Annotated in this window: 26 protein-coding genes, 1 other RNA gene and 1 pseudogene; 9 read left to right on the forward strand and 19 right to left on the reverse strand. The window is 29.2% G+C overall.

Annotation, left to right across the window (positions count from 1 at the left end; translation table 11 throughout):
* Positions 1 to 9 precede the first annotated feature (9 nt).
* The 6 genes from HMPREF9709_RS06160 to HMPREF9709_RS06175 form a co-directional block, all read right to left on the reverse strand.
* Positions 10 to 1152, reverse strand: a complete 1143-nt coding sequence (locus tag HMPREF9709_RS06160; protein WP_005398729.1) for an ATP-binding protein — start codon at positions 1150 to 1152, stop codon at positions 10 to 12.
* Positions 1152 to 2480: an AAA family ATPase gene (locus tag HMPREF9709_RS06165; protein ID WP_005398730.1), complete on the reverse strand. Its 1329-nt coding sequence runs from the start codon at positions 2478 to 2480 to the stop codon at positions 1152 to 1154. The genes HMPREF9709_RS06160 and HMPREF9709_RS06165 overlap by 1 nt, the downstream gene beginning before the upstream one ends.
* A 10-nt stretch (positions 2481 to 2490) precedes the next feature.
* Positions 2491 to 2691, reverse strand: coding sequence for a hypothetical protein (locus HMPREF9709_RS06170; protein ID WP_005398731.1), 201 nt, complete (start codon positions 2689 to 2691; stop codon positions 2491 to 2493).
* 154 nt (positions 2692 to 2845) lie between these two features.
* Positions 2846 to 2974, reverse strand: a complete 129-nt coding sequence (locus HMPREF9709_RS10315; protein ID WP_280985306.1) for a hypothetical protein — start codon at positions 2972 to 2974, stop codon at positions 2846 to 2848.
* 3 nt (positions 2975 to 2977) lie between these two features.
* A complete protein-coding gene (locus tag HMPREF9709_RS09935; RefSeq protein WP_005398732.1) occupies positions 2978 to 3139 on the reverse strand; it encodes a hypothetical protein in 162 nt (53 codons plus the stop codon).
* 9 nt (positions 3140 to 3148) lie between these two features.
* Complete coding sequence (locus HMPREF9709_RS06175; protein WP_005398733.1) at positions 3149 to 3430, reverse strand: hypothetical protein; 282 nt, start codon at positions 3428 to 3430, stop codon at positions 3149 to 3151.
* Positions 3431 to 3521: 91 nt separating this feature from the next.
* On the opposite strand from HMPREF9709_RS06175, the gene HMPREF9709_RS06180 reads away from it, so the two are divergent.
* Positions 3522 to 3872, forward strand: a complete 351-nt coding sequence (locus HMPREF9709_RS06180) for a DUF2513 domain-containing protein (protein ID WP_005398734.1) — start codon at positions 3522 to 3524, stop codon at positions 3870 to 3872.
* Here the strand turns inward: HMPREF9709_RS06180 and HMPREF9709_RS09940 are convergent.
* Genes HMPREF9709_RS09940 through HMPREF9709_RS06190 form a run of 3 tightly spaced genes read right to left on the reverse strand, consistent with a single transcriptional unit; the run spans position 3847 to position 4485 of the window.
* Positions 3847 to 4020, reverse strand: coding sequence for a hypothetical protein (locus HMPREF9709_RS09940; RefSeq protein ID WP_005398735.1), 174 nt, complete (start codon positions 4018 to 4020; stop codon positions 3847 to 3849). The genes HMPREF9709_RS06180 and HMPREF9709_RS09940 overlap by 26 nt on opposite strands.
* Before the next feature lie 55 nt (positions 4021 to 4075).
* Positions 4076 to 4288: a DUF739 family protein gene (locus tag HMPREF9709_RS06185; protein WP_005398736.1), complete on the reverse strand. Its 213-nt coding sequence runs from the start codon at positions 4286 to 4288 to the stop codon at positions 4076 to 4078.
* A 14-nt stretch (positions 4289 to 4302) separates the two neighbouring features.
* On the reverse strand, positions 4303 to 4485 hold the full coding sequence (locus HMPREF9709_RS06190; RefSeq protein WP_005398737.1) for a hypothetical protein: 183 nt from the start codon (positions 4483 to 4485) through the stop codon (positions 4303 to 4305).
* A gap of 99 nt (positions 4486 to 4584) precedes the next feature.
* Between HMPREF9709_RS06190 and HMPREF9709_RS06195 the strand changes: the two genes are divergently transcribed.
* Positions 4585 to 5148: a hypothetical protein gene (locus HMPREF9709_RS06195; RefSeq protein WP_005398738.1), complete on the forward strand. Its 564-nt coding sequence runs from the start codon at positions 4585 to 4587 to the stop codon at positions 5146 to 5148.
* Here HMPREF9709_RS06195 and HMPREF9709_RS06200 read toward each other — a convergent pair.
* Entirely contained in the window at positions 5145 to 5339 is a 195-nt protein-coding gene (locus HMPREF9709_RS06200; protein WP_005398739.1) for a hypothetical protein, read from the reverse strand. The two genes, HMPREF9709_RS06195 and HMPREF9709_RS06200, sit on opposite strands and share 4 nt — an antisense overlap.
* A 124-nt stretch (positions 5340 to 5463) precedes the next feature.
* Entirely contained in the window at positions 5464 to 5595 is a 132-nt protein-coding gene (locus HMPREF9709_RS10320) for a hypothetical protein (protein ID WP_280985307.1), read from the reverse strand.
* A 137-nt stretch (positions 5596 to 5732) separates the two neighbouring features.
* Here HMPREF9709_RS10320 and HMPREF9709_RS06205 point away from each other — a divergent pair, with 137 nt between their 5' ends.
* From HMPREF9709_RS06205 to HMPREF9709_RS06230, 5 genes and pseudogenes are all read left to right on the forward strand, one after another.
* Positions 5733 to 6227 carry a helix-turn-helix domain-containing protein gene (locus HMPREF9709_RS06205; RefSeq protein ID WP_005398740.1) on the forward strand — a complete coding sequence of 165 codons (495 nt, stop codon included), beginning with the start codon at positions 5733 to 5735 and terminating at the stop codon, positions 6225 to 6227.
* Positions 6227 to 6643 carry an ImmA/IrrE family metallo-endopeptidase gene (locus HMPREF9709_RS06210; protein ID WP_005398741.1) on the forward strand — a complete coding sequence of 139 codons (417 nt, stop codon included), beginning with the start codon at positions 6227 to 6229 and terminating at the stop codon, positions 6641 to 6643. Before HMPREF9709_RS06205 ends, HMPREF9709_RS06210 begins: the two co-directional genes overlap by 1 nt.
* Before the next feature lie 22 nt (positions 6644 to 6665).
* Positions 6666 to 7001, forward strand: coding sequence for a hypothetical protein (locus HMPREF9709_RS10235; protein WP_005398742.1), 336 nt, complete (start codon positions 6666 to 6668; stop codon positions 6999 to 7001).
* A 134-nt stretch (positions 7002 to 7135) separates the two neighbouring features.
* Positions 7136 to 8209: a site-specific integrase gene (locus tag HMPREF9709_RS06220; protein ID WP_005398743.1), complete on the forward strand. Its 1074-nt coding sequence runs from the start codon at positions 7136 to 7138 to the stop codon at positions 8207 to 8209.
* A 303-nt stretch (positions 8210 to 8512) separates the two neighbouring features.
* Positions 8513 to 9391, forward strand: a pseudogene (locus HMPREF9709_RS06230) (Abi family protein).
* 162 nt (positions 9392 to 9553) lie between these two features.
* Here HMPREF9709_RS06230 and HMPREF9709_RS06235 read toward each other — a convergent pair.
* Both HMPREF9709_RS06235 and HMPREF9709_RS06240 read right to left on the reverse strand, forming a co-directional pair.
* Positions 9554 to 10453 carry a DNA-3-methyladenine glycosylase family protein gene (locus HMPREF9709_RS06235; RefSeq protein ID WP_005398746.1) on the reverse strand — a complete coding sequence of 300 codons (900 nt, stop codon included), beginning with the start codon at positions 10451 to 10453 and terminating at the stop codon, positions 9554 to 9556.
* Positions 10454 to 10488: 35 nt separating this feature from the next.
* Positions 10489 to 11358, reverse strand: coding sequence for a class B sortase (locus HMPREF9709_RS06240; RefSeq protein WP_005398747.1), 870 nt, complete (start codon positions 11356 to 11358; stop codon positions 10489 to 10491).
* A gap of 134 nt (positions 11359 to 11492) precedes the next feature.
* Between HMPREF9709_RS06240 and galT the strand changes: the two genes are divergently transcribed.
* Together galT and HMPREF9709_RS06250 are read left to right on the forward strand one after the other, a co-directional pair.
* Entirely contained in the window at positions 11493 to 12482 is a 990-nt protein-coding gene (galT, locus tag HMPREF9709_RS06245) for a galactose-1-phosphate uridylyltransferase (RefSeq protein ID WP_005398748.1), read from the forward strand.
* A gap of 1 nt (position 12483) precedes the next feature.
* On the forward strand, positions 12484 to 13647 hold the full coding sequence (locus HMPREF9709_RS06250) for a galactokinase (RefSeq protein ID WP_005398749.1): 1164 nt from the start codon (positions 12484 to 12486) through the stop codon (positions 13645 to 13647).
* 43 nt (positions 13648 to 13690) lie between these two features.
* Here the strand turns inward: HMPREF9709_RS06250 and hemW are convergent, their stop codons facing one another.
* From hemW to HMPREF9709_RS06280, 6 genes are all read right to left on the reverse strand, one after another.
* Positions 13691 to 14836 carry a radical SAM family heme chaperone HemW gene (hemW, locus tag HMPREF9709_RS06255; protein WP_005398750.1) on the reverse strand — a complete coding sequence of 382 codons (1146 nt, stop codon included), beginning with the start codon at positions 14834 to 14836 and terminating at the stop codon, positions 13691 to 13693.
* 86 nt (positions 14837 to 14922) lie between these two features.
* Entirely contained in the window at positions 14923 to 16743 is a 1821-nt protein-coding gene (locus HMPREF9709_RS06260) for a flavocytochrome c (protein ID WP_005398751.1), read from the reverse strand.
* An 887-nt stretch (positions 16744 to 17630) separates the two neighbouring features.
* Positions 17631 to 18056 carry a dUTP diphosphatase gene (dut, locus tag HMPREF9709_RS06270; protein ID WP_005398752.1) on the reverse strand — a complete coding sequence of 142 codons (426 nt, stop codon included), beginning with the start codon at positions 18054 to 18056 and terminating at the stop codon, positions 17631 to 17633.
* A 34-nt stretch (positions 18057 to 18090) separates the two neighbouring features.
* Positions 18091 to 18593, reverse strand: an RNA gene (gene rnpB, locus HMPREF9709_RS09820) — RNase P RNA component class A.
* A gap of 37 nt (positions 18594 to 18630) precedes the next feature.
* Entirely contained in the window at positions 18631 to 19404 is a 774-nt protein-coding gene (locus HMPREF9709_RS06275) for a Nif3-like dinuclear metal center hexameric protein (RefSeq protein ID WP_005398753.1), read from the reverse strand.
* A partial coding sequence (locus HMPREF9709_RS06280; RefSeq protein ID WP_005398754.1) for a tRNA (adenine(22)-N(1))-methyltransferase occupies positions 19386 to 20182 on the reverse strand: 797 nt, incomplete at its 5' end. The genes HMPREF9709_RS06280 and HMPREF9709_RS06275, both read right to left, overlap by 19 nt.

Genomic DNA, 20182 nt, shown 5'->3' on the forward strand with positions numbered 1-20182 from the left:
TAAATCCTCCTAAAGATTTTGTTCTTCTATAAATTTTCTAATTTGTTCAAATGCTCCTACTAAAACTTGGTCAATAAATTCAGTAGGATAATTATTTATTCCTGTATCTTGAGGGAAATACCCTCTTAAAGTAACTGCCTTTTCTATTTGTTCAACACTAATTCCATGATGATTCATCAAGTCTCTTAACGCATTATGTTTAACATGTATTTCATCTTTTTTAGTTCTATCAAATGGTATTCTAACTTGATCTGTATTTATCATTTCAAATTCATCTTCGGAAATTTCTCTAACTTTTTCTTTTGGTGGTAAATTTTCATTTATTTCTTCTATTACTTTTTCTGCTTTACTCCCGACTTCCACTTTTGTTGTTTCGTTATCGTTATTTGCATAAAATTTTTCTTTTTTCTCTTTACTAAAAATATGAGCAATCATTGAATAATCAAGTTCTAATTCATCAGATAAGTTATGTCTATTTTTTGCGTCATATGCTGGGTGGTTAGTAGTATGCATAACCCTTTGTTGACTTGTTCCTTTTCTTTTAGTTGTCATTCCATCTTTTATTGTTGTCACTTCGGTTTTGAAGTTTAAGAAAAGTAATAAGTCTGCCCATTCTTTTGTTAAAGATGATGTTTTTTTCTCTAACTTAAGTTCATATTTATCATATGACCCTAACTGATCTGGACTATCTACCTTCCTTTGTGTAGCGTGTGCAAGTAGCACTACATTAATTCCTTTATCTATAACATCTGACAATTTATTTAATAAGTCCTTTCCCCATACATCAGCCAAATGTTTATATCCTGCACCATAACCATAATCTTCAATATTTTTTACAAATTGTCCATTCGCATTTGGTCTACTAGCCACAACATAGGGCTTACACAAATATTCTTCCGCGTAATCTAGCGTATCTATTACTAATGTTTCGCATGGTTTTTCTTTGATAATCCAATCAATTTGTTGCAGCAATAACCCCCAGCTTGTAGGATTTTTTATTCTGTTTACATTCATATTATTTGTAGATCCTTCAAGGTCTATAAATAATGGATTTGGGAATTTACTCGCTAAAGTAGACTTTCCAATTCCTTCAACACCATAAATTACTACTTTTTGCGCTTTAGCAATTTTACCTGAATTAATTTCAAACATTAAAATTCACCTTCCTTCCATTTTGGTTGCACATTTTGTACTTCTTTTTCTAAAATTTTGCCATCTTCTATAATTACAGAACACTCTTTGCCTTTGGATACTCTTGTTGCAATCACTTGTAACTCTTGTTTTTCTAGCCATTCTCCAAATTCTTTTAATGTATCTAAGTCCAATTGTTCAAGTTTATCCATAAGTACAAAACCACATTCTGGATTTAATGCTTTTACAATTGAAGTAGCAACTACTAATTGTTCACTACCACTCATACCGTCCCATTTTTGACCATTAAATGTAAGTTCTCCATCTTCAATAAATAGTCCATTAAGTGGAAGTTTTGCATTTTTAAGTAAATTAGTTTTTTCATTTCTTAACCATTCTATTTTTTCTGTTAATTCGTCATATTGAATTTTATAATCGTTAGCTTCTTTTAATGCACGTTCTTTGTTTTTGTTATCTTCTACTTTTTGATTTATAATTTCAATATTATTTATTGAATTTACTATTTCTTCTGTAGATTCATCTTTCAGTTGGTCTACTGTTTTTTGACAATTAGCAATATTGACATCATATTCTTTTAGCATTGTCCCTGCTAAACCTCTATCATTTTTAAGTTTAGTTATTTGTTCTTCTAAGTCATTAATTCTTGCACTAATTAATTCATATTCTTTTTGTTTATTTTCTTTGCCTTTTAACAAATCTTGTAAATCATTTCTAATTTCTTGATTTTTTCCATTTCTAGCAAGTATTTCTTGTTGTTCTTTAATCAAATCTATAGCGGATATTTTTTCTTTTGGAACATCTTCATGTTCAATTAATTCTTCAGCATATTTTTTCTTTTGGTCTGCGATTCTTCCAATTTCATATCGTTCGTTATAAGTTTTTTGTTCTTTATTTAATAACTCCTGGAATTCTTCTTCTAAACCAATTAAACCTAAGAGCATTCTTCCTTTTTCTAAATTACTTGCTTCCATAAATTTTGGAATATCTAACGCAAATGTAGAAATAAAACTATCCAGTAATTGTTGTCCAGCCTTTTCACCATTAGGATCAGTTATTTTTAAATCACTATTCTTACCTTTTCTTTCAACAATTAATCCATTAGATAAAGTGATTTTTAAGTATGGATCTACAACCGATTCATCATTCTTTGGATTAGAAGGTTTATATCTGTTCCCGCCTAAAGTCCATGCAATGCTATCTAGTACACTTGATTTACCTTGTCTATTATTTCCTCCAATTATTGTTAAGCCTTCCTTTGTTGGCTCTAATTGGACAGCCTTTATTCTTTTTACATTTTCTAGTTCTAAGCTATTTATTTTTATTGACATATTTTTCTCCTTAATCTTCTACTACGACAACATTGTCAATAGCCCAGTCCATTATCATTTCAGATATTTCTCCAATATTTCTACCTGTTTCATCTGCTAAATCTTTTATTCTTTCGTATGTTTCTTCTGAAACTCTTACTTGTCTACCATGTCTGATTGTGTATGTCTTAATTTTTCTAATCGTTAATTTTTCTGTTCGTAAATTTTGCATTTCTTTCTCCTTAATTATTATTTGTGATATAATTAAGTAAATAAGGTGTGAACTTATTTACTTTCTGATAGACCAAGGTGATAGGCTACCACCTACGCAAAAACCTGGTCATAAATGGACTAAAAAATAATTTTTTTGGACTAGAGTTACAGCTCTAGTTCTTTTTTATTTCAATTCTCTTTTTTGAAAAACAAAATGATTTTCCAAAAAGATCTATTTGCAACCAACTTTCTACATACATTTTTCCGTTTTCTATATATTTAGTAATATAATGTTTTATCATTCTCTATCTCCCCATTACAATATATAAAAGCCACATGCCTGCGATTATCCAACCCCATAGTGCAAAACCTGCAGCAATGGCTGTTGCGTAAATAAATACATTTTGGATTGTGTCAATTGTTTTATTTTTCTTTTTTCTTTCTAATGATCTTTTTTTATAATCCATTTTTTATCCTTATAACATTTCTTTAACTTGCTTTAAACTTTCAAATGTAGAATTTATATAATCCTCTAATTGTTTATTTCTAACTCTTAATTCCTGATTTTCTTTATTGAGTCGTCGTATTTCAAAATTTGCGTTATAATCTTTGTTTAATCTCCTTTGACATTCTTCTAAATCATATTTAGCACCAGGCAAATTTAACCTACTAATTAATCCTTGTTTTTCATAATTAATTATTGTCTGAGAAGTTTTCCCAAGCCTTAATGCTAATTCGCTTTGAGATACTATAATCATGATTTTTCCTTTCTTTTAATTATTTATAATCTCCTGATATAATTAATTTATGGTGTTGCAACACCTAATAATTATGAAAGGAGGTTATGCTATGAAACTTAATTTTGATAGGGTAAGATTTCTACTTCTAGATATTGAAGAAAATATTCCATTAAATCATTTTAAGGAATTTAATTCTCAAGAATCCGAAGACGATGTATATACTCTCAAAAAGCTAATAGAAGCTGGTTTTATTAATGCAACTGTTTCAAATTTCATGGATGGCAACACGACTATATACGTAAAAGAACTTACATATAATGGTCACGAGTTCTTGAATAATATTAGAAATCCAAAAGCTGTAGAACATACAAAAAATGTTCTAAAAGAAATTGGATCTGCTTCTCTTCAAATAATGTCTCAAGTAGCTAGTGAATTTATGATGAAACAGCTTGGACTTTAATATCTTTCTTTGGTATATCTAATTCAAGATATAACTTTTTATTAAATGGAGTAGCTTCTATCTTATATCCAACAATATTTGGTATTGGCTCTCCATTTACTTTTAATTCAAATTTTTCCTTAGTGTCTATTAATTCAAATTTTTCCATGTTGGTCTCCTTTGTTAATTGTGGTTGTTTTGTTACTTTTTACGGAAAACCGTATTTACTTAGCAAAAAAAATAATATCTATATCTTTAGGATTAATTTTTAAACCTTTTATCGATTTTTCAATTTCATCTTGTTTGAATGGTAATCTACTATTAAGTCTATCCTGTAAACTAGTATACGAAATACCTATATAATCAGCATAATTATCTAATGTTCCAAAATGTTCTCTTATTAATCCTCTAAGTTTATTATAATTATAAACTGGCATTTCCTCTCCTTTCTTTAATCTATAATTTGATAATTTTTCAAAGCAAAATCTATTAATTCAGCACAAACATACTTAACAGGCATGTTAATTTTCGCTAATATATCTTTGATTTTTTCTGTTAGATCATCTGGGATTCTTATTGCAGTATCATTAGCTCCCCAGTCTTTTGTTTTCTTTAATATTAATTTTTCGTTCATTGTTTTTCCTTTCTAAATTTTAGGTATATATTTAATCTCCTTTGATATAATTTATATATAGTGTTACACCACTAAATATATATGAAAGGAGAATAATTTATGTCAGCAAAATCTTTTATTGACAGACTTGGCATCAAAGCATTAGTCCAAAAGCAAAATGGCACCACTTTTGAAACAACGGTTTTACCAAATAAAGATGACAAGTCACAAGAAAAGTTTCTAATGCTATATGTTGGTACTGATATTGAGTCTTCAGATAAAGTGATATTACCCGATGGAAAACAAGTCACAATCCAAGAAGTAGAAACTCAATATTGGCATAGGCAGCCAAGTGTTCTTCATGCTTATTATGATCGTTCACCAGAAAAATCAAATCAAATCTTTAACATCAATAGCGTTTCAAATTCTAACATTGGTAATTACAATACAGTTAATATAGGTTTAACTTTTGAAGAGATTAGAAATCTAATTAATGAAAACTCAAATATTAATGACAGGGAATCATTAAATGAGCTAGTAAACGAATTAGAAAATATTACTAATAATTCTAAAGAACTTAAACCAGGTATATTTGCAAAATTTGCAAATACTCTACAAAAAAATTCCTGGATATCTGGACCACTTGGCCAAATATTAGTATCGTATATTACTAAACAATTTTAATTATTATCAGCACCTGCCCCAGCAGGTGCTGAGTAATTTATTAATCCATTATGATAGAATTGAAATTCCATCTGTACACTTGTAATTGATTCTTGATTTTCTATATTACACATTCTCAAATTATTCAATTTCTTACCGTCTACTTTTACTTGAAACTCATCATTATTGATAAATATTTCTATATTTTCCATTTCCCCTCCTTAAAAAATTCTAATTAATATACTAATCAAATTTAACACGATCAATATATATAGTAACTTTCTAATTGTTTTTTCTGTGTTTTTCATATATAATTACAAGTGAGATAGTTAAGGCTTATCGCCCTAACTTATCTACTATTTTTGAGATGATGTCAATCACTTTTTCAATTATCATCAGTATCGTTAGTACTATGATTAATTTGTGATTGTCATCTTTTTTTATATCTCTTTTCCGTTTTCTTCTCACTTGTTTACCCCCTTTCCTTAACTTCTGATTTTATTATATACGGTTTTCCGTATTAAGTCAAGTCTTTTTTTTATATTTTATAAAGTTTTCTTGACAAATAAAACGGAATTCTTTATAATTCAATTGAGGAGGGAAAAATGAAAGATATAAAAAAAGAAGATTTTCCATCAAGATTAAAAAAAATCATGAATGATAGAAAAATTTCGCAAGCAGAATTATCAAAAATAACTAAAATCACCGCTTCATCTATTAGTGATTGGCTCAACGGAAAATATGAAGCTAAACAAGATAAGATAGATATAATAGCAACAGCTCTTAATATTAGTCCTGCTTGGCTACTTGGGTATGATGTACCTATGTTAAATGGAAATAAAAAGATTATAAGCTATGATTTAACCCAATCCGAACAACAACTTTTAAAAAACTACAATTCAACTAATGAAAAAGGTAAAAAAAGAATAATGTCCACTTCAGAAGAGATGGTAGAACTATATCCTATAATTAACAGAGATGAAATTCTAAACTTTTTTTCCGATAATGACATGCAAGCTGCAGCTTTATCTGGTAAAAATTTAAATGATATGTCTGATGAAGAACTTCATAGTCTTTATAGATTACTAAAGGATGAATAATGACAAAACAAGAAATTGATGATATTGTCAATGGATTAGTTGAGGTTGTTGGGTCTCGTAATGTCTATGACATTATAGATCACTTAAGTATAAAAGTTATTGTTAATTCTAAAATGAACACAATGTTTGTAAGACTTAAAGGTAAAGAATACATTTTTCTTTCTGAAAATGAACCACCAGAATTAATTGAATTTGCACTTGCACACGAAATTGGACACGCAATACTTCATGATATAGAAATGATTTACTTTTCTAGATTATGTATTTCAAAATCTAAGTATGAAAAAGAAGCTGATTATTTTGCTTTTAAGCTATTAAATAAAAGTATTGATAGAACATTAAACTATACAATTGAAGAGTATGCTAAAGATTTATGTGTTAGTGAGGGGGTTATTAGATATATTATAGAAAAATAATTAATATAATATTGGAGGTGTAATGAAATTTGGAATAAGAAAACCTAGCTTAAAAAAGAGTTTTAAGGCAAGAACAACAGGAAAATTAAATAGACACATTAAAAAATCTATAAATCCTTTTTATGGTAAAAAGGGTATGGGATTTTTAAATAATCCTAAGAAATCTATGTATAATAAAGTTTATAATAAAACTTCCTCTTCATTTTTTGACATATTTAAAAGTTCAAACAATAATAGCCATGGGATATTATGGTGGATTTTAATAGGTTGGTGGTATAAACTTATACTTTTCATTTTTTACATAGTATTTATTGCTTGGTGGAAAATTCCATTAAATTTTTTTAAAAGCAAAAAATAAAAATAGAATAAAAAAAAGCCCCTAATTGCTACCAACAATTAGAGACTTAAAAGAAAGAGTATATTGCTATACCCTAATCACAATAGAATTATAGCATATACTCCTCTTAAAATACAAGAAAGGAGTATTTTTTTATGGCTAATATTAATGGTATATCTTATTTTTTATATAGAACTGAATCAAAAAAAATAAATTGGAGATATGAAATAAGATATAAAGAAACCAATAATCAATTAAAAAGAATTACCAAACAAGGATTTGAAAGTAAAAAAGAAGCAAACAACGCTGCTATAGAAGTAATAAATAGCCTAGTCATACGGGAAGATGTCGAAACTAATATAACTACTGTTAGCGAATTATTTGATACATATATCAATAATTTAATTATAAGCGGCAGAAGTGATAAAACTATACAAATTAGATCTCAATCTAAAACATTTTATAAGAATTTGCTGCATTTAGATATTACAAAACTTAGAAAAATTGATTTACAAAATTTAATAAATAAAAGTTCTCATCTTGAATCCTCAACAATTAAAACATATTTAATAGCAATCAAAGGTGTATGTGAACTAGCTATTGACATGCATTTAATAAAAGATAATCCAACTGCAAAATTAAAGATATTTGAAAATGTTAAAAAGAAAAATAAAAAGAAGAAAAAAGATAGAATAATATTATCACCTGAAAGAATTAAAGAATTATATCTATTCCTTAAACCTTTCAATATTGAATTGGCACTAATGATGTTAATTCAAGGAACATGTGGGCTTAGATTTGGAGAAGTTTTTTCTTTAAGATATATAGATGTAAAAAATGGATCTTTAAGAATTGAAGTGCAAGATATTGACGAAAGTTTAAAAACTGTAAATTCATATAGAATAGTACCTGTTCCAGAATACACTCTAAATGAAATAAAAGTATTTATGAAGAAAGGATTAAATATTAGCGGTAAACTCTTTAATCACTACAAAAGAGATTCTGCGATCGGAACAATAAATAGAAAATTAAAACGATTTATGCCTAATTTATCTACTCATGATTTAAGACATAGCTATGGATCTAATTTAATAGTTGAAGGAGTAGACCTTCCAACTATTGCAAAATTGATGGGCGATACCTTAGAAACTATAATTGATACTTATATACATTCTACAGATGAAGGAATGAATAAAGCAAAGGATGCGATAAAATCGTTAAATTTATAACGTCACGGCGTTGTCACGGTCACATTCTCGGAACGTTGAAATTTAGCGATTTATTTCCCTATTTTATTTTCATATTGATAATAAAAAAATATAACTTTAAAAAAGCTCCTAGGGAATACGTTCTACTTAATAAATGTTTTTTAGCAACTACATATTGTATATATAACTTAAAATATACTTTAATCAGTACATTGACAATATAATATATTTAAGGATATAATTGTCTTGACAGAGTTGCCTATGCTTATTTAAGATTTTTAGGGACCAGACCGAGACTGCTCGGTCTTTTTTTTAGGAGAAAATATGGAATTAAAAGAACCATTAAATTTTGATAAACAAATTAATAGACTTAAAGAACATAAATTACGTATTGATGACCCTGATTATGCTAAATCTATTCTTAAAGAAATAAATTATTATAGATTTACTGGATACGCATTAGAATTTAGAAAAAATAAGTGTGATAGTAATTTTATAGATAATACTAACTTTAATATGATTTATGATATTTATAGGTTTGATGAAGATTTAAGGCTATTACTATTAGAATACTTGCTTAAAATCGAAATTTATTATAGAACACAAATATCTTAAGGGTTTTCGTTGAATAAATGTAAAAATTCCCCACACGATCAACATTATGATATAAATAATTATTATAATAAGACTAGCATTAAAAAAATATGGAGTTCTATTGAAAGAGAAATCGGATATAACAAAGACTCTGATGTTGTAAAACATCATAATACCAATTACGGCAAAAAAATGCCTCTTTGGGTTTTAGTTGAATTAATTTCTTTCTCAAATTTATCAAAATATTATAATTCATTATATACATGGGACCAAAAAATAATTGCAAATTTGGTCGGTTTTAACAATAACAACCTTTCAAATTGGTTACATTGTATGTCAGTATTAAGAAATATGTGTGCCCATAATAACAGATTATATAATAAGACATTTAGACCAGCTACAAAATTAACAAAAGGATTTTTGAGATTTAATCCAGATATAAAAAATGATAGCTTATTTGCTTATATAATTACACTTAGTAGATTATTGCCCAATAAACCGCTAAAGAAAGACTTCAAAGTTTCGTTTATAAACCTAATTAATTCCTATAAAGAAAAAGTAAATTTTGAAAAGATAGGTCTAGTTGACAATTATATAAAATTATTATAAAAATATCCCCTACCACTCTCTCCTGATAAGGGATATAAATAAAGTACAGAGTTTTAATATCTCCGAAATTATTATATTATAAAATACACTCTGGTTTTTATAAATAAATACAATAAATGAGAATTTTACAGCTACCACTTACCAACATTGAAATTTAGCGACTTATTTCCCAATCTTATTCTCCCTAGCATAGTAAAATAAATATTGTTGAGCAATTCCTTTATGCTCTCCGAATAAATCTTCACTATATATCAGAATTTGTTTATTTGGAATTGTCTTTTTGATGTACAATGTTTCCATTAATCTTTTCACCCAGACATCTACAGGAAATGTATTTCCTCTAGCATAACCAAATAGCAAAATACAATCTCTTACTTTTGGGCCAACTCCTGGCAAAGCTAGTAAATTATCTCCAAGAGTTTGATCATCTAATTGATTGCTAAAATTTTCTGGATTTTCTAAATATAATCTTGAAGTTAGCACTATTCTTTCATTTCTAAATCCAACTCTGCATATTTCCTTGATTTCTAGAGGATCTGCTGAAGCTAATTTTTCAGGCGTTGGAAATGAATAATATCTTTGACCTTTGTATTCTTGAATAAATTCGCCATAAGTTTCAGATAAAAGTCTTATAGAATTTTTTATCCTTGGGATTTGATTGTTCGCAGAAATTATAAATGAAATAATCATCTCAAACTCTTCTTGTCTAAGTATTCTAATGCCATAACCAAATTCTATTGCTTCCTTTAAGCTAGTATTTAGTTTGTATGCAGCAGTTTTCGCCAATTCAAGTTTAAGACTATCATAATCTCTATTCAAGTCAAAATAGTTATGCCAGATATTTACGAAATCTTCTTTGTTTGTATTATAAATTATTAAATCGTCACTGGCATCTTTGATAAGCTCTATAACTCTACCATAAGCAACGATAATATAAGAATTATCGACAGTCTTTTCCCATCTAAATGCTTGACCACATTCAAATATATGTGTTAAATCAAAATTCTTTAATCCCTTAACTTTAATACCACCGTCAAACTCTTCAATAATATAGTTTTCCATTTCCTCTCCCTCTTGCCTTAAGATTAAACTCCTAACTATTCTTCAATCTCATAAGCATGTACAACATATCTTCCTTCATCTGTATCATTATCACATGTAGATAAAGTGACAATTTTCGTATCTTCACTAAACTTATAATCCACACCAAAATCATGTGTCGATTTATTTTTTATATTTTTTAAATAATCTACCCAAATTCTCTTATCTCTATTTGCTTCCATATAGTCATTTGAAATGTTTGAATAATATCCTGAGAAAATACGATATTTCTTATACCCTTCCTCAGTGTAGATTTCAATAATATGTTCTTTTTTAGAATTAACAAACTCTTCATTATCGAAATTCAATATCAACTTAAACATTGGTGCATATTTTTCTGGATTTGTCCTCAAATTGTGACCAAATACTGTTGTATTCATATCAGAAAAATCAGGATTATTCCAACCATTTAAAAATATATTTCCAGGTCTTGACCAATTACCATCCAAATCTCTAAATAGATAATAATCATTATCTTCCTTGGTATATAAAATTGGGTAATCAATCTTTACACCTTCAACCTTTATATATCCAATAATATCCTTATTTCTCTCTTTTAATTTAGCGACAACTTCTTTTGCAACTTGATCCCTACTTTTCTTAGGAATGTTTATCTCTTCTTTATTTTCATCTTTATTGCCAGTACTATTTTTAACTCCTGTAACATTATTTATCCCAGCAACATCACTTTTATTAAGTATATTTTCTTCGATACTAGAAACTTCTTCTGTAATTTTTTTCAACGCTTTTGTTGACTTATAATTTTGGTAATAATATGATCCAATATTATAAAGGCTATAAATAATTATTGCGACTAACACTAATTGAACTATTGTTAATACAATATTCTTTTTCTTTTTATTCATTTCGCCTCCTATCACTTTTTCATTATACTATAAATGTGTAAAGACTCAAATAAATGTTAATCAGTTAACATTTATTTGAAATGTTAACGGTTTTTGAGTATCATAAAAATGAGACTAAAACACAAGGAGATCGTATGGCTGAATTTAGATATAACCCACTATTAGATGATTGGACAATTGTAAATGGAGATAGACAGTTTAGACCTGATATGCCTAAGGATTATTGCGCCTTTTGCCCTGGTTCTAAGCAAATTAAGGACGATTATAAAGTATTAAAATATGATAATGATTGGCCTTCAATGATGGAAAATCCTCCTCAACCGGATGATGTAGCTACGGATTTTTATAAGACTGCAAAATCATATGGTAAGGCTGAGGTAATTTTATATTCATCAGATCATAATGCATCATTATGGCATTTACCAATAGATCATATCAAGGAAATCGTAGCTTTATGGAAAGAACGTTTCATAGAAATAAAAAAAGATAAACATATCAAATATATTTTACCTTTTGAAAACAGAGGAAAAGAAGTAGGAACGACACAAATTCACCCTCATGGTCAAATATATGGTTATGGATTTTTACCTTTAAGAATTAGAGTTGAATTAGAAAATTCAAAAAAATATTATGAAGAAAATCAAAAATCATTAATTCTAAAAATCCGTGATGAAGAAATAAAAGAAAACAAGAGAATTATCTTAGAAAATGATAGTTTTGTTGCATTTTTACCTTTTTATACCGATTATCCATTTGGACTATATATCGTACCAAAAGTTGACGACATTTATACATTTGAAGATTTTGATGAAAAAATCTCAACAGACTTTGCAATTATCTTAAAAGAAACACAAGCAACTTTTGACACTCTATATGATAAACCATTCCCATATATGATGGGAATTTATCAAACACCAATAAATAGCGAATTAGAAGAGAAATCAAAGAAATATTATAATTTCCACGTTAAATTCTTCCCACCTTTAAGAGGAGAAAATTCAATCAAATGGAACGCTTCTTCTGAGACTGCTGCTTGGGCAAAGACTAATCCAAGAAAAGTGGAAGAAACATCTGAAGAGCTTAGACAAACATATAAAAAATATAAAGAAAATGAAGGTAAGTAAAATGGAAATCAAAGAATTACAATCAAAATTTATCGAAAAATTTGGAGAAAATGATAAAGAAATAAAAAGATTTTTCTCTCCTAGTAGAATAAATATTATAGGTGAACATATCGACTATAACGGCGGTAAAGTATTTCCTTGTGCATTAGAAATAGGTACATACGCAATCGCAAGAAAAAATGACGATAATGTTCTAAATCTATATAGTCTAAATATGGAAAATAATGGAAAAATTGACATAGATGATCTTGTATATAAAAAAGAAAATGATTGGATGAATTATGCCGCGGGAATGGCTAAATATATTAAAGAAAGCGGATTTAACATTGGAGGATTGGACGTATTAGTTTACGGAAATATTCCAAATGGATCTGGATTATCTTCATCAGCATCACTTGAAATGCTAATCGGAGAAATCTTTAATATTTTCTATAACGAAAAGAAAATTGATAGAACAAAACTTTCTTTATTAGGTCAAGATACAGAAAATAAATTCTTTGGATTAAATACAGGTATTATGGATCAATTTATCATAGCAAATGGTAAGAAAGATCACGCGCTACTTTTAGATACAAATACTTTAGAATTTGAACACTATCCATTCGATTTAAAAGACAATAAAATTGTAATCTTAAATACAAATAAAAGAAGAGAATTAAAAGATTCCAAATATAACGAAAGAAGAGCACAATGTGATGAAGCTGTTTCTATCTTAAAAAACTATAAAGATATTAAATATCTTTGTGAATTAGGAGAAGAAGATTTACATCTACTTGAAAACATTCCTGATGAAATAGTTAGAAATAGAGCAAAACATGCAATTTTAGAAAATGCGCGCGTTAAAGAAGCTGCACAAGCTCTTCAAGATGGAAATATTGAACAACTTGGGAAACTCTTAATAGAATCTAATGATTCATTAAGAGAATTATATGAAGTTTCCGGAGAACATCTGGATTCAATTACAAAACATTCCAACGAATTCGAATATTGCCTAGGCGCAAGAATGACAGGCGCAGGATTTGGTGGTTGTGGAATCGCAATCGTAAAAGAAGATAAAATCGAAGAATTCAAAAAATATGTATTTGAAAAATACAAAGAAGACACTGGTCTTGAAGCTGAATTTATCAGCTCAAACGTTGGTGAATCAGTACATGAGATAAAATAGAATATAAATTTAGCTGATGCAAAATAATCACGCATCAGCTTTTTTATTCATCTAACCCATATAATTCTCTAAAGAACATATTCCCATTATCTATGCCATATTCAGTAAATGAAACCCTATTGTTTTCTAATTTTAATATGCCATTTTCGATATTTCTGTTTAAGATATCTTTATATTTTTTTAAAAAGTCTATATTAAATTTTTTATTAATGTCTTGTATTTCAAAGCCGTTTAACATTCTTAGATTTAACATTAAATATTCTTTTTCTCGTGTTTCGATATCTAATTTCTCAGTTTCTTTTATGGGTTTCTCACCATTTTCAATCATTTCAAAATATTCATCAAAATCACGAGTATTTACATTTCTAATAAGTCCAAGATTTGAAGCAGCACCCATTCCCACTCCGAAATAATCATTTAATCTCCAATATTTTTGATTATGCTTACTCATAAATTTTTCTGATTTTGCAAAACTTGAAATTTCATATTGAATAAACCCGTGGTCTTTAAGCGTGTGAACAACTGTATGATACATCTTACGTTCTTCTTCTGGATTAAATAATTCTATTTGACCTTGATTTAACCACAGCTCAAAATATGTGTGTTCTTTTAGAATTAATGAATAATATGAAATATGGTCGATGTCTAATTTTGTCGCAATTGTAAGATCATTTAATAAAACATTATAGTCTTGTTTTGGATTTGCCATCATCAAATCTATGCTTATATTTTTGCAACCCAATTGTCTCATCAACTTTAATTTCTTAAAAACTGTAACATTATTATGAAGCCTTCCAGTTATCTGAAGTACCTCATTATCAAATGACTGTACTCCCGTAGAAAATCTATTAATACCATTCTCAAGATATGTTTTTATTTTTTCCTCTTTAACTGATTCTGGATTCATTTCAATCGTGATTTCACATTGATCATCAATACTAAATGTAGAATATACTGACTGCAAAATTTCAACCATCAAATCTTCATCTAGATAAGACGGCGTACCTCCGCCAATATATATCGTGTCCAAAATAGCATCTTCAGATTTGTACATTTCAATTTCTTTTTGTAGGTATTTCACATATTTTTTTATCATTTCATCATGACCAATAAAAGTCAAAAAATCACAATAATGACATCTTTTCTGACAAAATGGTATATGAATATATAAACCAAATTTCTTTTTCATAATTCTCCTAAAGCATTTTATTTACTTTATTATAACACACAAAAATGACTAACTCTTTCGAATTAGTCATTTTTTAAATGTTCTATTTATTTAACATATTCTGCAGCACTTTCTCCTGCAATTCCACCAAACACGATTATATCTGTTACGGCATTTCCACCTAGTCTATTGCCACCATGTACGCCACCAGTTACTTCCCCTGCAGCGAATAAACCTTTAATTGGTTGACCTTCTTTATTTAACACTTGAGCTTTGGTGTCAATCTTAACACCACCCATTGTGTGGTGGATTCCAGGTCCTACTGGCCCAACATAATATGGTCCCTTAGCTAAATCAGAAAGTACAGCATCTAAGTTCTTATGATTAAATTCTTTATCTTCACCTGCCTTGATATATGATGTCCAATCAGTTAATGTTATTTCAACTGTCTTCGCATCAGCACCTAAAACCTTAGCAATACCTGCGAAATCGTCCGCCTTTACTAATAAACTCTTATCAACATATTTTGAAACAACTTTTGATTTTTCAAACATTTGTTGATCAACAACTAACCATGCTGTTTTATCAGTTTGTTCATTAATCTTATTTGAAACGTAATCCCTTGTTTGCATTTCATCAGTAAATCTCTTACCTTCTTTATTTAATAAAATGGCACCATCACCACGAAGTGATTCAGAAATTAATGATCCATCTTTTTGTACTACAGTTGGATGAGTTTGAATTTGATCCATGTCTACAAAATCTGCTCCCACTTTTTCTAAGAATGCAATCGCATCACCTTGTATTTCTGGAGCATTTGTTGAAACATAACCTTTTAATTCTGGACGATATTTTGATACTAACGCATCATTACCACCAAAACCACCTGAAGCAACTATAACTGATTTTGCTTTTACAGTTAATTTACCATCTTTAGTTTCAGCAGTTACTCCTGCAACCTTATCTTCATCCATTAAAATTTCATCAACTTTTGCACTATAGATAATTTTAATACCTAAATCTTCAGCTTTTTTAGTTAATTTCTCAACTAAATATGTACCGACTGATAAAATCTTACCTTTGTCATCAACTGGTCTATGTTGTCTCTTGTTAGTTGCACCACCTGCTAAACCTACATCTGATAATTTAGCATCAATAGAATCCAACCAATCAATAGCTTTACTTGAATTTCCTGCCAATGTTTTTACAAGTTCAGGATTATTTTTATCATGTCCACCCTTCATTGTATCAGCAATAAATTGTTCCACAGTATCTTCAATTTTAGCTTCTTTTTGATAATGTGTTTCTGCAGCATTCATACCACCTGTGGCTCTGTTTGTATTACCACCAGTATTTCCTGCTTTTTCCACAATCACTACTTTCTTACCAGCTTCAGTAGCCTTAATAGCTGAAGTTAAACCAGCTCCACCAGCACCTACTACAACAATATCAGCCTCTTGATTTAAATCTAACTTATCCTCAGCCACTTCTTTAGCCTTCAAATCTTCTGGATTTAATCCAGCAGCCTTAATAGCTTGATTTACAGCTTCGATAAGCGCATTTGATGTCATTGTTGCACCAGAAACAGCCTCAACCTTAGTTGAATTTGATTTAACAATTTGTTCTGCTAATTTTTCAGAAGCAGCACCACCAATTGTAGGAGTTTCTTTTCCAGCTTCAACTTTAATATCCTTTATTTCTCTATTTTCAATTGTAACCATTGCCTTTACATCTCCAGCATATCCCTTTGATACACCTTCAAATGTATTTCCTTTAGCTTCGTTTTTAGACTCTTCTTTTTTTGTTTCTTTATCTGTTTCTTCTGCCTGTGATTCCTTTTTTGTCTCATTAACATTTTCACATGCTACAAAAGAAAAAATCATCACAAAAGATAACAATAACGCTACTATTCTTTTTGATACTTTCATATTTCCCCCTAAAATTTTTTAGCATTTTCGCTACACTTTATTATATGATATTGTTAAAAATTGTACAATATGTAAGTGGAATTTTTTTGGAATGTGAATGATGAAATAGGGTTTGTTGGGGTGGGCCTTTTGGAATGGAGTAGCATGGTGCTGGAATAGGCCTTTTGGAATGGAGTAGCATGGTTTTGGAATAGGTCTTCTGTAATTAAATAGCATTGTGTTGGAATGGATTTGTTGTGGAAAACATGAATGGTATAGATTTGGGGAATTTTTGTGGAAAATCAATGGATTGAAAGGAATTTTTTTGGAATTTTTGTTAAAAAAAATGGATTGTTAGGATTATTTGGAGTTTTTGTGTAAAAAAAATGGATTGAAAGGATTTTTGCATAAAAAATCTCATATTTGAAATTTTAAACCAAAATCTATGGTCCCAATATACCCCCACCAGGTATATCTTCAGACCATAGCCTATTTTTCATGGTCCGAATATACCCTACCCGGGTATTTTTCAGACCATAAAATAAAGTACAACATACAATAACATGGTACTTATATACCCCTCCCCCGTATATTTGGGACCATACATTCATAAAAATATATGATATACAACAATTATACATTGACTTTTATGGTCCTATTCATACCTCCTACGGGTATCTACGGACCATAAAATTTTTTTCTATGGTCTTTTTTATACCCCCGTGGGGTATTTCAGGAACCATAAAAATTAAAAAATCCATTCTCTCCTACACTTTATAGAGTTCACTATTTCAAATTTACAATCTATTTCAACAAATCATAAACCGATACAAATAAAACTACGCATTTTTCAAGGTTTATCATTTAAAATAATAAAAACTGACTTTATTGTCAGTTTCTAAAATCAATTATTTACCAGTAGAACCTATTCCGCCTTCGCCTCTTTTTGTTTCATCAAGGCTATCTACGATTTCTATTTCTGCTCTTACGTATGGTTGGATAATCATCTGAGCAAGTCTATCACCATTATTAATGGTGTATTCTTTATCTGATTCGTTTACAAAAAATATTTGTATGTCTCCTCTATAGTCGCTATCTATGATACCAACTGTATTTGCTAATGTTATTCTGTGTTTTATACCTGCGGAAGATCTTGGGTAAACTGCTCCAAAATATCCTTCTGGAATGGATACTTTTATTCCTGTAGGAATTTTAACAACTTCATTTGGTTTTACTACAATTGGTTCTTCATTATTGCAGTATAAATCAAACCCCGCTGAACCTTCTGTTGCATATGTTGGTGTAAATTTTTCTGTCACCATTTTTAACTTCATATTGATCTCCTTTTGTATTTTTTAACACAATAAGTGTACGAGCATATCTATAAGCCGTGTTCTGTATTTGATAATCATCTGTCTAGTTGTATAGTCGCCTATACACTCAAGCAATCTACCTACCGGACCTGACCAGCTGCCAGGTTTTACCCTATTTTGATTTTGCACCGAATGGGGTTTACATAGCCACATAGTTACCTATATGCTGGTGAGCTCTTACCTCACCTTTCCACCCTTACTGAAGCCCTAACTTATGCGCTCAACTAATTCATGGTGTGAAGCACCATGAATTAGTTGAAGTATAAAGTAGGTCTCATGCCAAGAATCTCTAAGAGAAGCGACCTCAGAAGCTTCGATTAGCTAGATTCGTCGGCGGAAGCCCACTTGTTTTCATTTTTAATCACATAAGTTAGGGTTTCAGCGGTATATCTCTGTTGCACTAGCCTTAGAGTCACCTCCACCAGACGTTATCTGGCATCCTGCTGTGTGGTGCACGGACTTTCCTCGAGCAATGCTCGCGATTATCTGACATACTCGCAATTCAAATATTAACACATTTACGTAGTTTTATCAATTAAACTACTCTTCTAAGATATTTTTGGTCATTGTAGTATTTGAAGGTTTTTATTTCTGACAATTTATTGTTATTGGAAAATAATTCTTCAACGAAGTCAGCAAACATTCCCTCTGAACCTTCATGTCCAACATCTACTAATGTAACCCCTTGTTCCATCGCATCCATTGCATCATGATGAGTTATATCACCAGTAATAAATAGATCTATTTTTGCATCTATAGCTTCTTGTATAAAATCCATTCCACTTCCTGTAACAAGTCCAATTCTCTTAACCGGAATGTCTTCTCCATAAACTAAAACTTTACAAAGACTCAAATTGTCTTTAATTTTTTTAATTATTTTGTCTAAGTTTTCATCTACATCTGCGAAGGAGCCGTAACCATATTCTTCAGAAGTTTTCACTATTTTCCCTTGTGATTTATAGCCCATATTTTCAAAGATAAATTCATTAAATCCACTAACATCTGATGCTGTATGTGAAGCATAAATTACTATGTCATTTTTAATTGCTTCTATAATTTTTTTGCCTTTAAAATGATTTTCATCTATGGAATGAATGTTTGGAAAAATTATCGGATGGTGACAAATAATTAAATTGCAGTTATTATTTATTGCCTCTTCGATACTCTCAGGAGTAATTTCCAGAGTTAAAAGTACATTTTTCACTTCTTGATCTATATTTCCTACTTGAACACCAGAATTATCCCATTCTTCCTGTAAATATTTCGGATGTTTTTCTTCAAAAATATCAATTATTTCTCTAATTTCCATAATATTTCCTCAATATTTTTAATTTCTTTTAATAATTCTTCTTTTCTCATTTCTGCTTCGTCAGTATCTTTGTCTTTAATTTTATCATAGATATCTGATAAGTGTTGTTTTTCTTTATTTAATGATTTTAGAAATAATAGATATTTTTTTTCAAAATTGAATTTTCCATATTTATAATAGTCTGGATTTTCATATTTTTCGGCAATACCGTCTTCGTCAGGTACAGCTATTATGATATTGTAAATAAAATTATCATCTTCACACATATCTTCATCAATTATGTCAAAACCATTGTCATGTAACCATGTTCTCAGATATTCTTGGGAATTGTTTGGTTGTAAAATTAATTTTTCTGATTTTTTTGCTTGAAGAATGCCTTCATCTAAAATTTTCGCGATAAGATATCCACCCATTCCCGAAATGATTATAATATCCATATCTTCATCAATGTCTGCAATACCATCTGTAACAATAGTTTTGATATCATATTTGGAATATTCAAGCTTATCTATCAATTTTTGTAATGAATCTTTTGAGATATCTGTCGCAATTACTTTTTTAGGTTTTTTTTCTTCATAAACTTTAATTGCTGTGATTCCATGATCTGATCCAATATCAGCTACCACCTTGTTTGCATCAACATATTTAATTATTGTATCCAATCTATTCATATTTTCTCCCATAAAATTAGGGAAGATTTCTCTCCCCTTAATTTTTATCGTTTCTTTTAAGTTTAAATTTGTATCGCAGAATGCTACTGCTTTACTTCCACCACTCA

The sequence above is a fragment of the Helcococcus kunzii ATCC 51366 genome (assembly GCF_000245755.1).
Lineage (GTDB): Bacteria > Bacillota > Clostridia > Tissierellales > Peptoniphilaceae > Helcococcus > Helcococcus kunzii.

Excerpts from the sequence above, each read along its gene's own strand:
- HMPREF9709_RS06160 (WP_005398729.1), bottom strand. The coding sequence starts at position 1,152 with ATGTTTGAAATTAATTCAGGTAAAATTGCTAAAGCGCAAAAAGTAGTA.
- HMPREF9709_RS06165 (WP_005398730.1), bottom strand. The coding sequence starts at position 2,480 with ATGTCAATAAAAATAAATAGCTTAGAACTAGAAAATGTAAAAAGAATA.
- HMPREF9709_RS06170 (WP_005398731.1), bottom strand. The coding sequence starts at position 2,691 with ATGCAAAATTTACGAACAGAAAAATTAACGATTAGAAAAATTAAGACA.
- HMPREF9709_RS10315 (WP_280985306.1), bottom strand. The coding sequence starts at position 2,974 with ATGATAAAACATTATATTACTAAATATATAGAAAACGGAAAAATGTAT.
- HMPREF9709_RS09935 (WP_005398732.1), bottom strand. The coding sequence starts at position 3,139 with ATGGATTATAAAAAAAGATCATTAGAAAGAAAAAAGAAAAATAAAACA.
- HMPREF9709_RS06175 (WP_005398733.1), bottom strand. The coding sequence starts at position 3,430 with ATGATTATAGTATCTCAAAGCGAATTAGCATTAAGGCTTGGGAAAACT.
- HMPREF9709_RS06180 (WP_005398734.1), top strand. The coding sequence starts at position 3,522 with ATGAAACTTAATTTTGATAGGGTAAGATTTCTACTTCTAGATATTGAA.
- HMPREF9709_RS09940 (WP_005398735.1), bottom strand. The coding sequence starts at position 4,020 with ATGGAAAAATTTGAATTAATAGACACTAAGGAAAAATTTGAATTAAAA.
- HMPREF9709_RS06185 (WP_005398736.1), bottom strand. The coding sequence starts at position 4,288 with ATGCCAGTTTATAATTATAATAAACTTAGAGGATTAATAAGAGAACAT.
- HMPREF9709_RS06190 (WP_005398737.1), bottom strand. The coding sequence starts at position 4,485 with ATGAACGAAAAATTAATATTAAAGAAAACAAAAGACTGGGGAGCTAAT.
- HMPREF9709_RS06195 (WP_005398738.1), top strand. The coding sequence starts at position 4,585 with ATGTCAGCAAAATCTTTTATTGACAGACTTGGCATCAAAGCATTAGTC.
- HMPREF9709_RS06200 (WP_005398739.1), bottom strand. The coding sequence starts at position 5,339 with ATGGAAAATATAGAAATATTTATCAATAATGATGAGTTTCAAGTAAAA.
- HMPREF9709_RS06205 (WP_005398740.1), top strand. The coding sequence starts at position 5,733 with ATGAAAGATATAAAAAAAGAAGATTTTCCATCAAGATTAAAAAAAATC.
- HMPREF9709_RS06210 (WP_005398741.1), top strand. The coding sequence starts at position 6,227 with ATGACAAAACAAGAAATTGATGATATTGTCAATGGATTAGTTGAGGTT.
- HMPREF9709_RS10235 (WP_005398742.1), top strand. The coding sequence starts at position 6,666 with ATGAAATTTGGAATAAGAAAACCTAGCTTAAAAAAGAGTTTTAAGGCA.
- HMPREF9709_RS06220 (WP_005398743.1), top strand. The coding sequence starts at position 7,136 with ATGGCTAATATTAATGGTATATCTTATTTTTTATATAGAACTGAATCA.
- HMPREF9709_RS06235 (WP_005398746.1), bottom strand. The coding sequence starts at position 10,453 with ATGGAAAACTATATTATTGAAGAGTTTGACGGTGGTATTAAAGTTAAG.
- HMPREF9709_RS06240 (WP_005398747.1), bottom strand. The coding sequence starts at position 11,358 with ATGAATAAAAAGAAAAAGAATATTGTATTAACAATAGTTCAATTAGTG.
- galT (WP_005398748.1), top strand. The coding sequence starts at position 11,493 with ATGGCTGAATTTAGATATAACCCACTATTAGATGATTGGACAATTGTA.
- HMPREF9709_RS06250 (WP_005398749.1), top strand. The coding sequence starts at position 12,484 with ATGGAAATCAAAGAATTACAATCAAAATTTATCGAAAAATTTGGAGAA.
- hemW (WP_005398750.1), bottom strand. The coding sequence starts at position 14,836 with ATGAAAAAGAAATTTGGTTTATATATTCATATACCATTTTGTCAGAAA.
- HMPREF9709_RS06260 (WP_005398751.1), bottom strand. The coding sequence starts at position 16,743 with ATGAAAGTATCAAAAAGAATAGTAGCGTTATTGTTATCTTTTGTGATG.
- dut (WP_005398752.1), bottom strand. The coding sequence starts at position 18,056 with ATGAAGTTAAAAATGGTGACAGAAAAATTTACACCAACATATGCAACA.
- HMPREF9709_RS06275 (WP_005398753.1), bottom strand. The coding sequence starts at position 19,404 with ATGGAAATTAGAGAAATAATTGATATTTTTGAAGAAAAACATCCGAAA.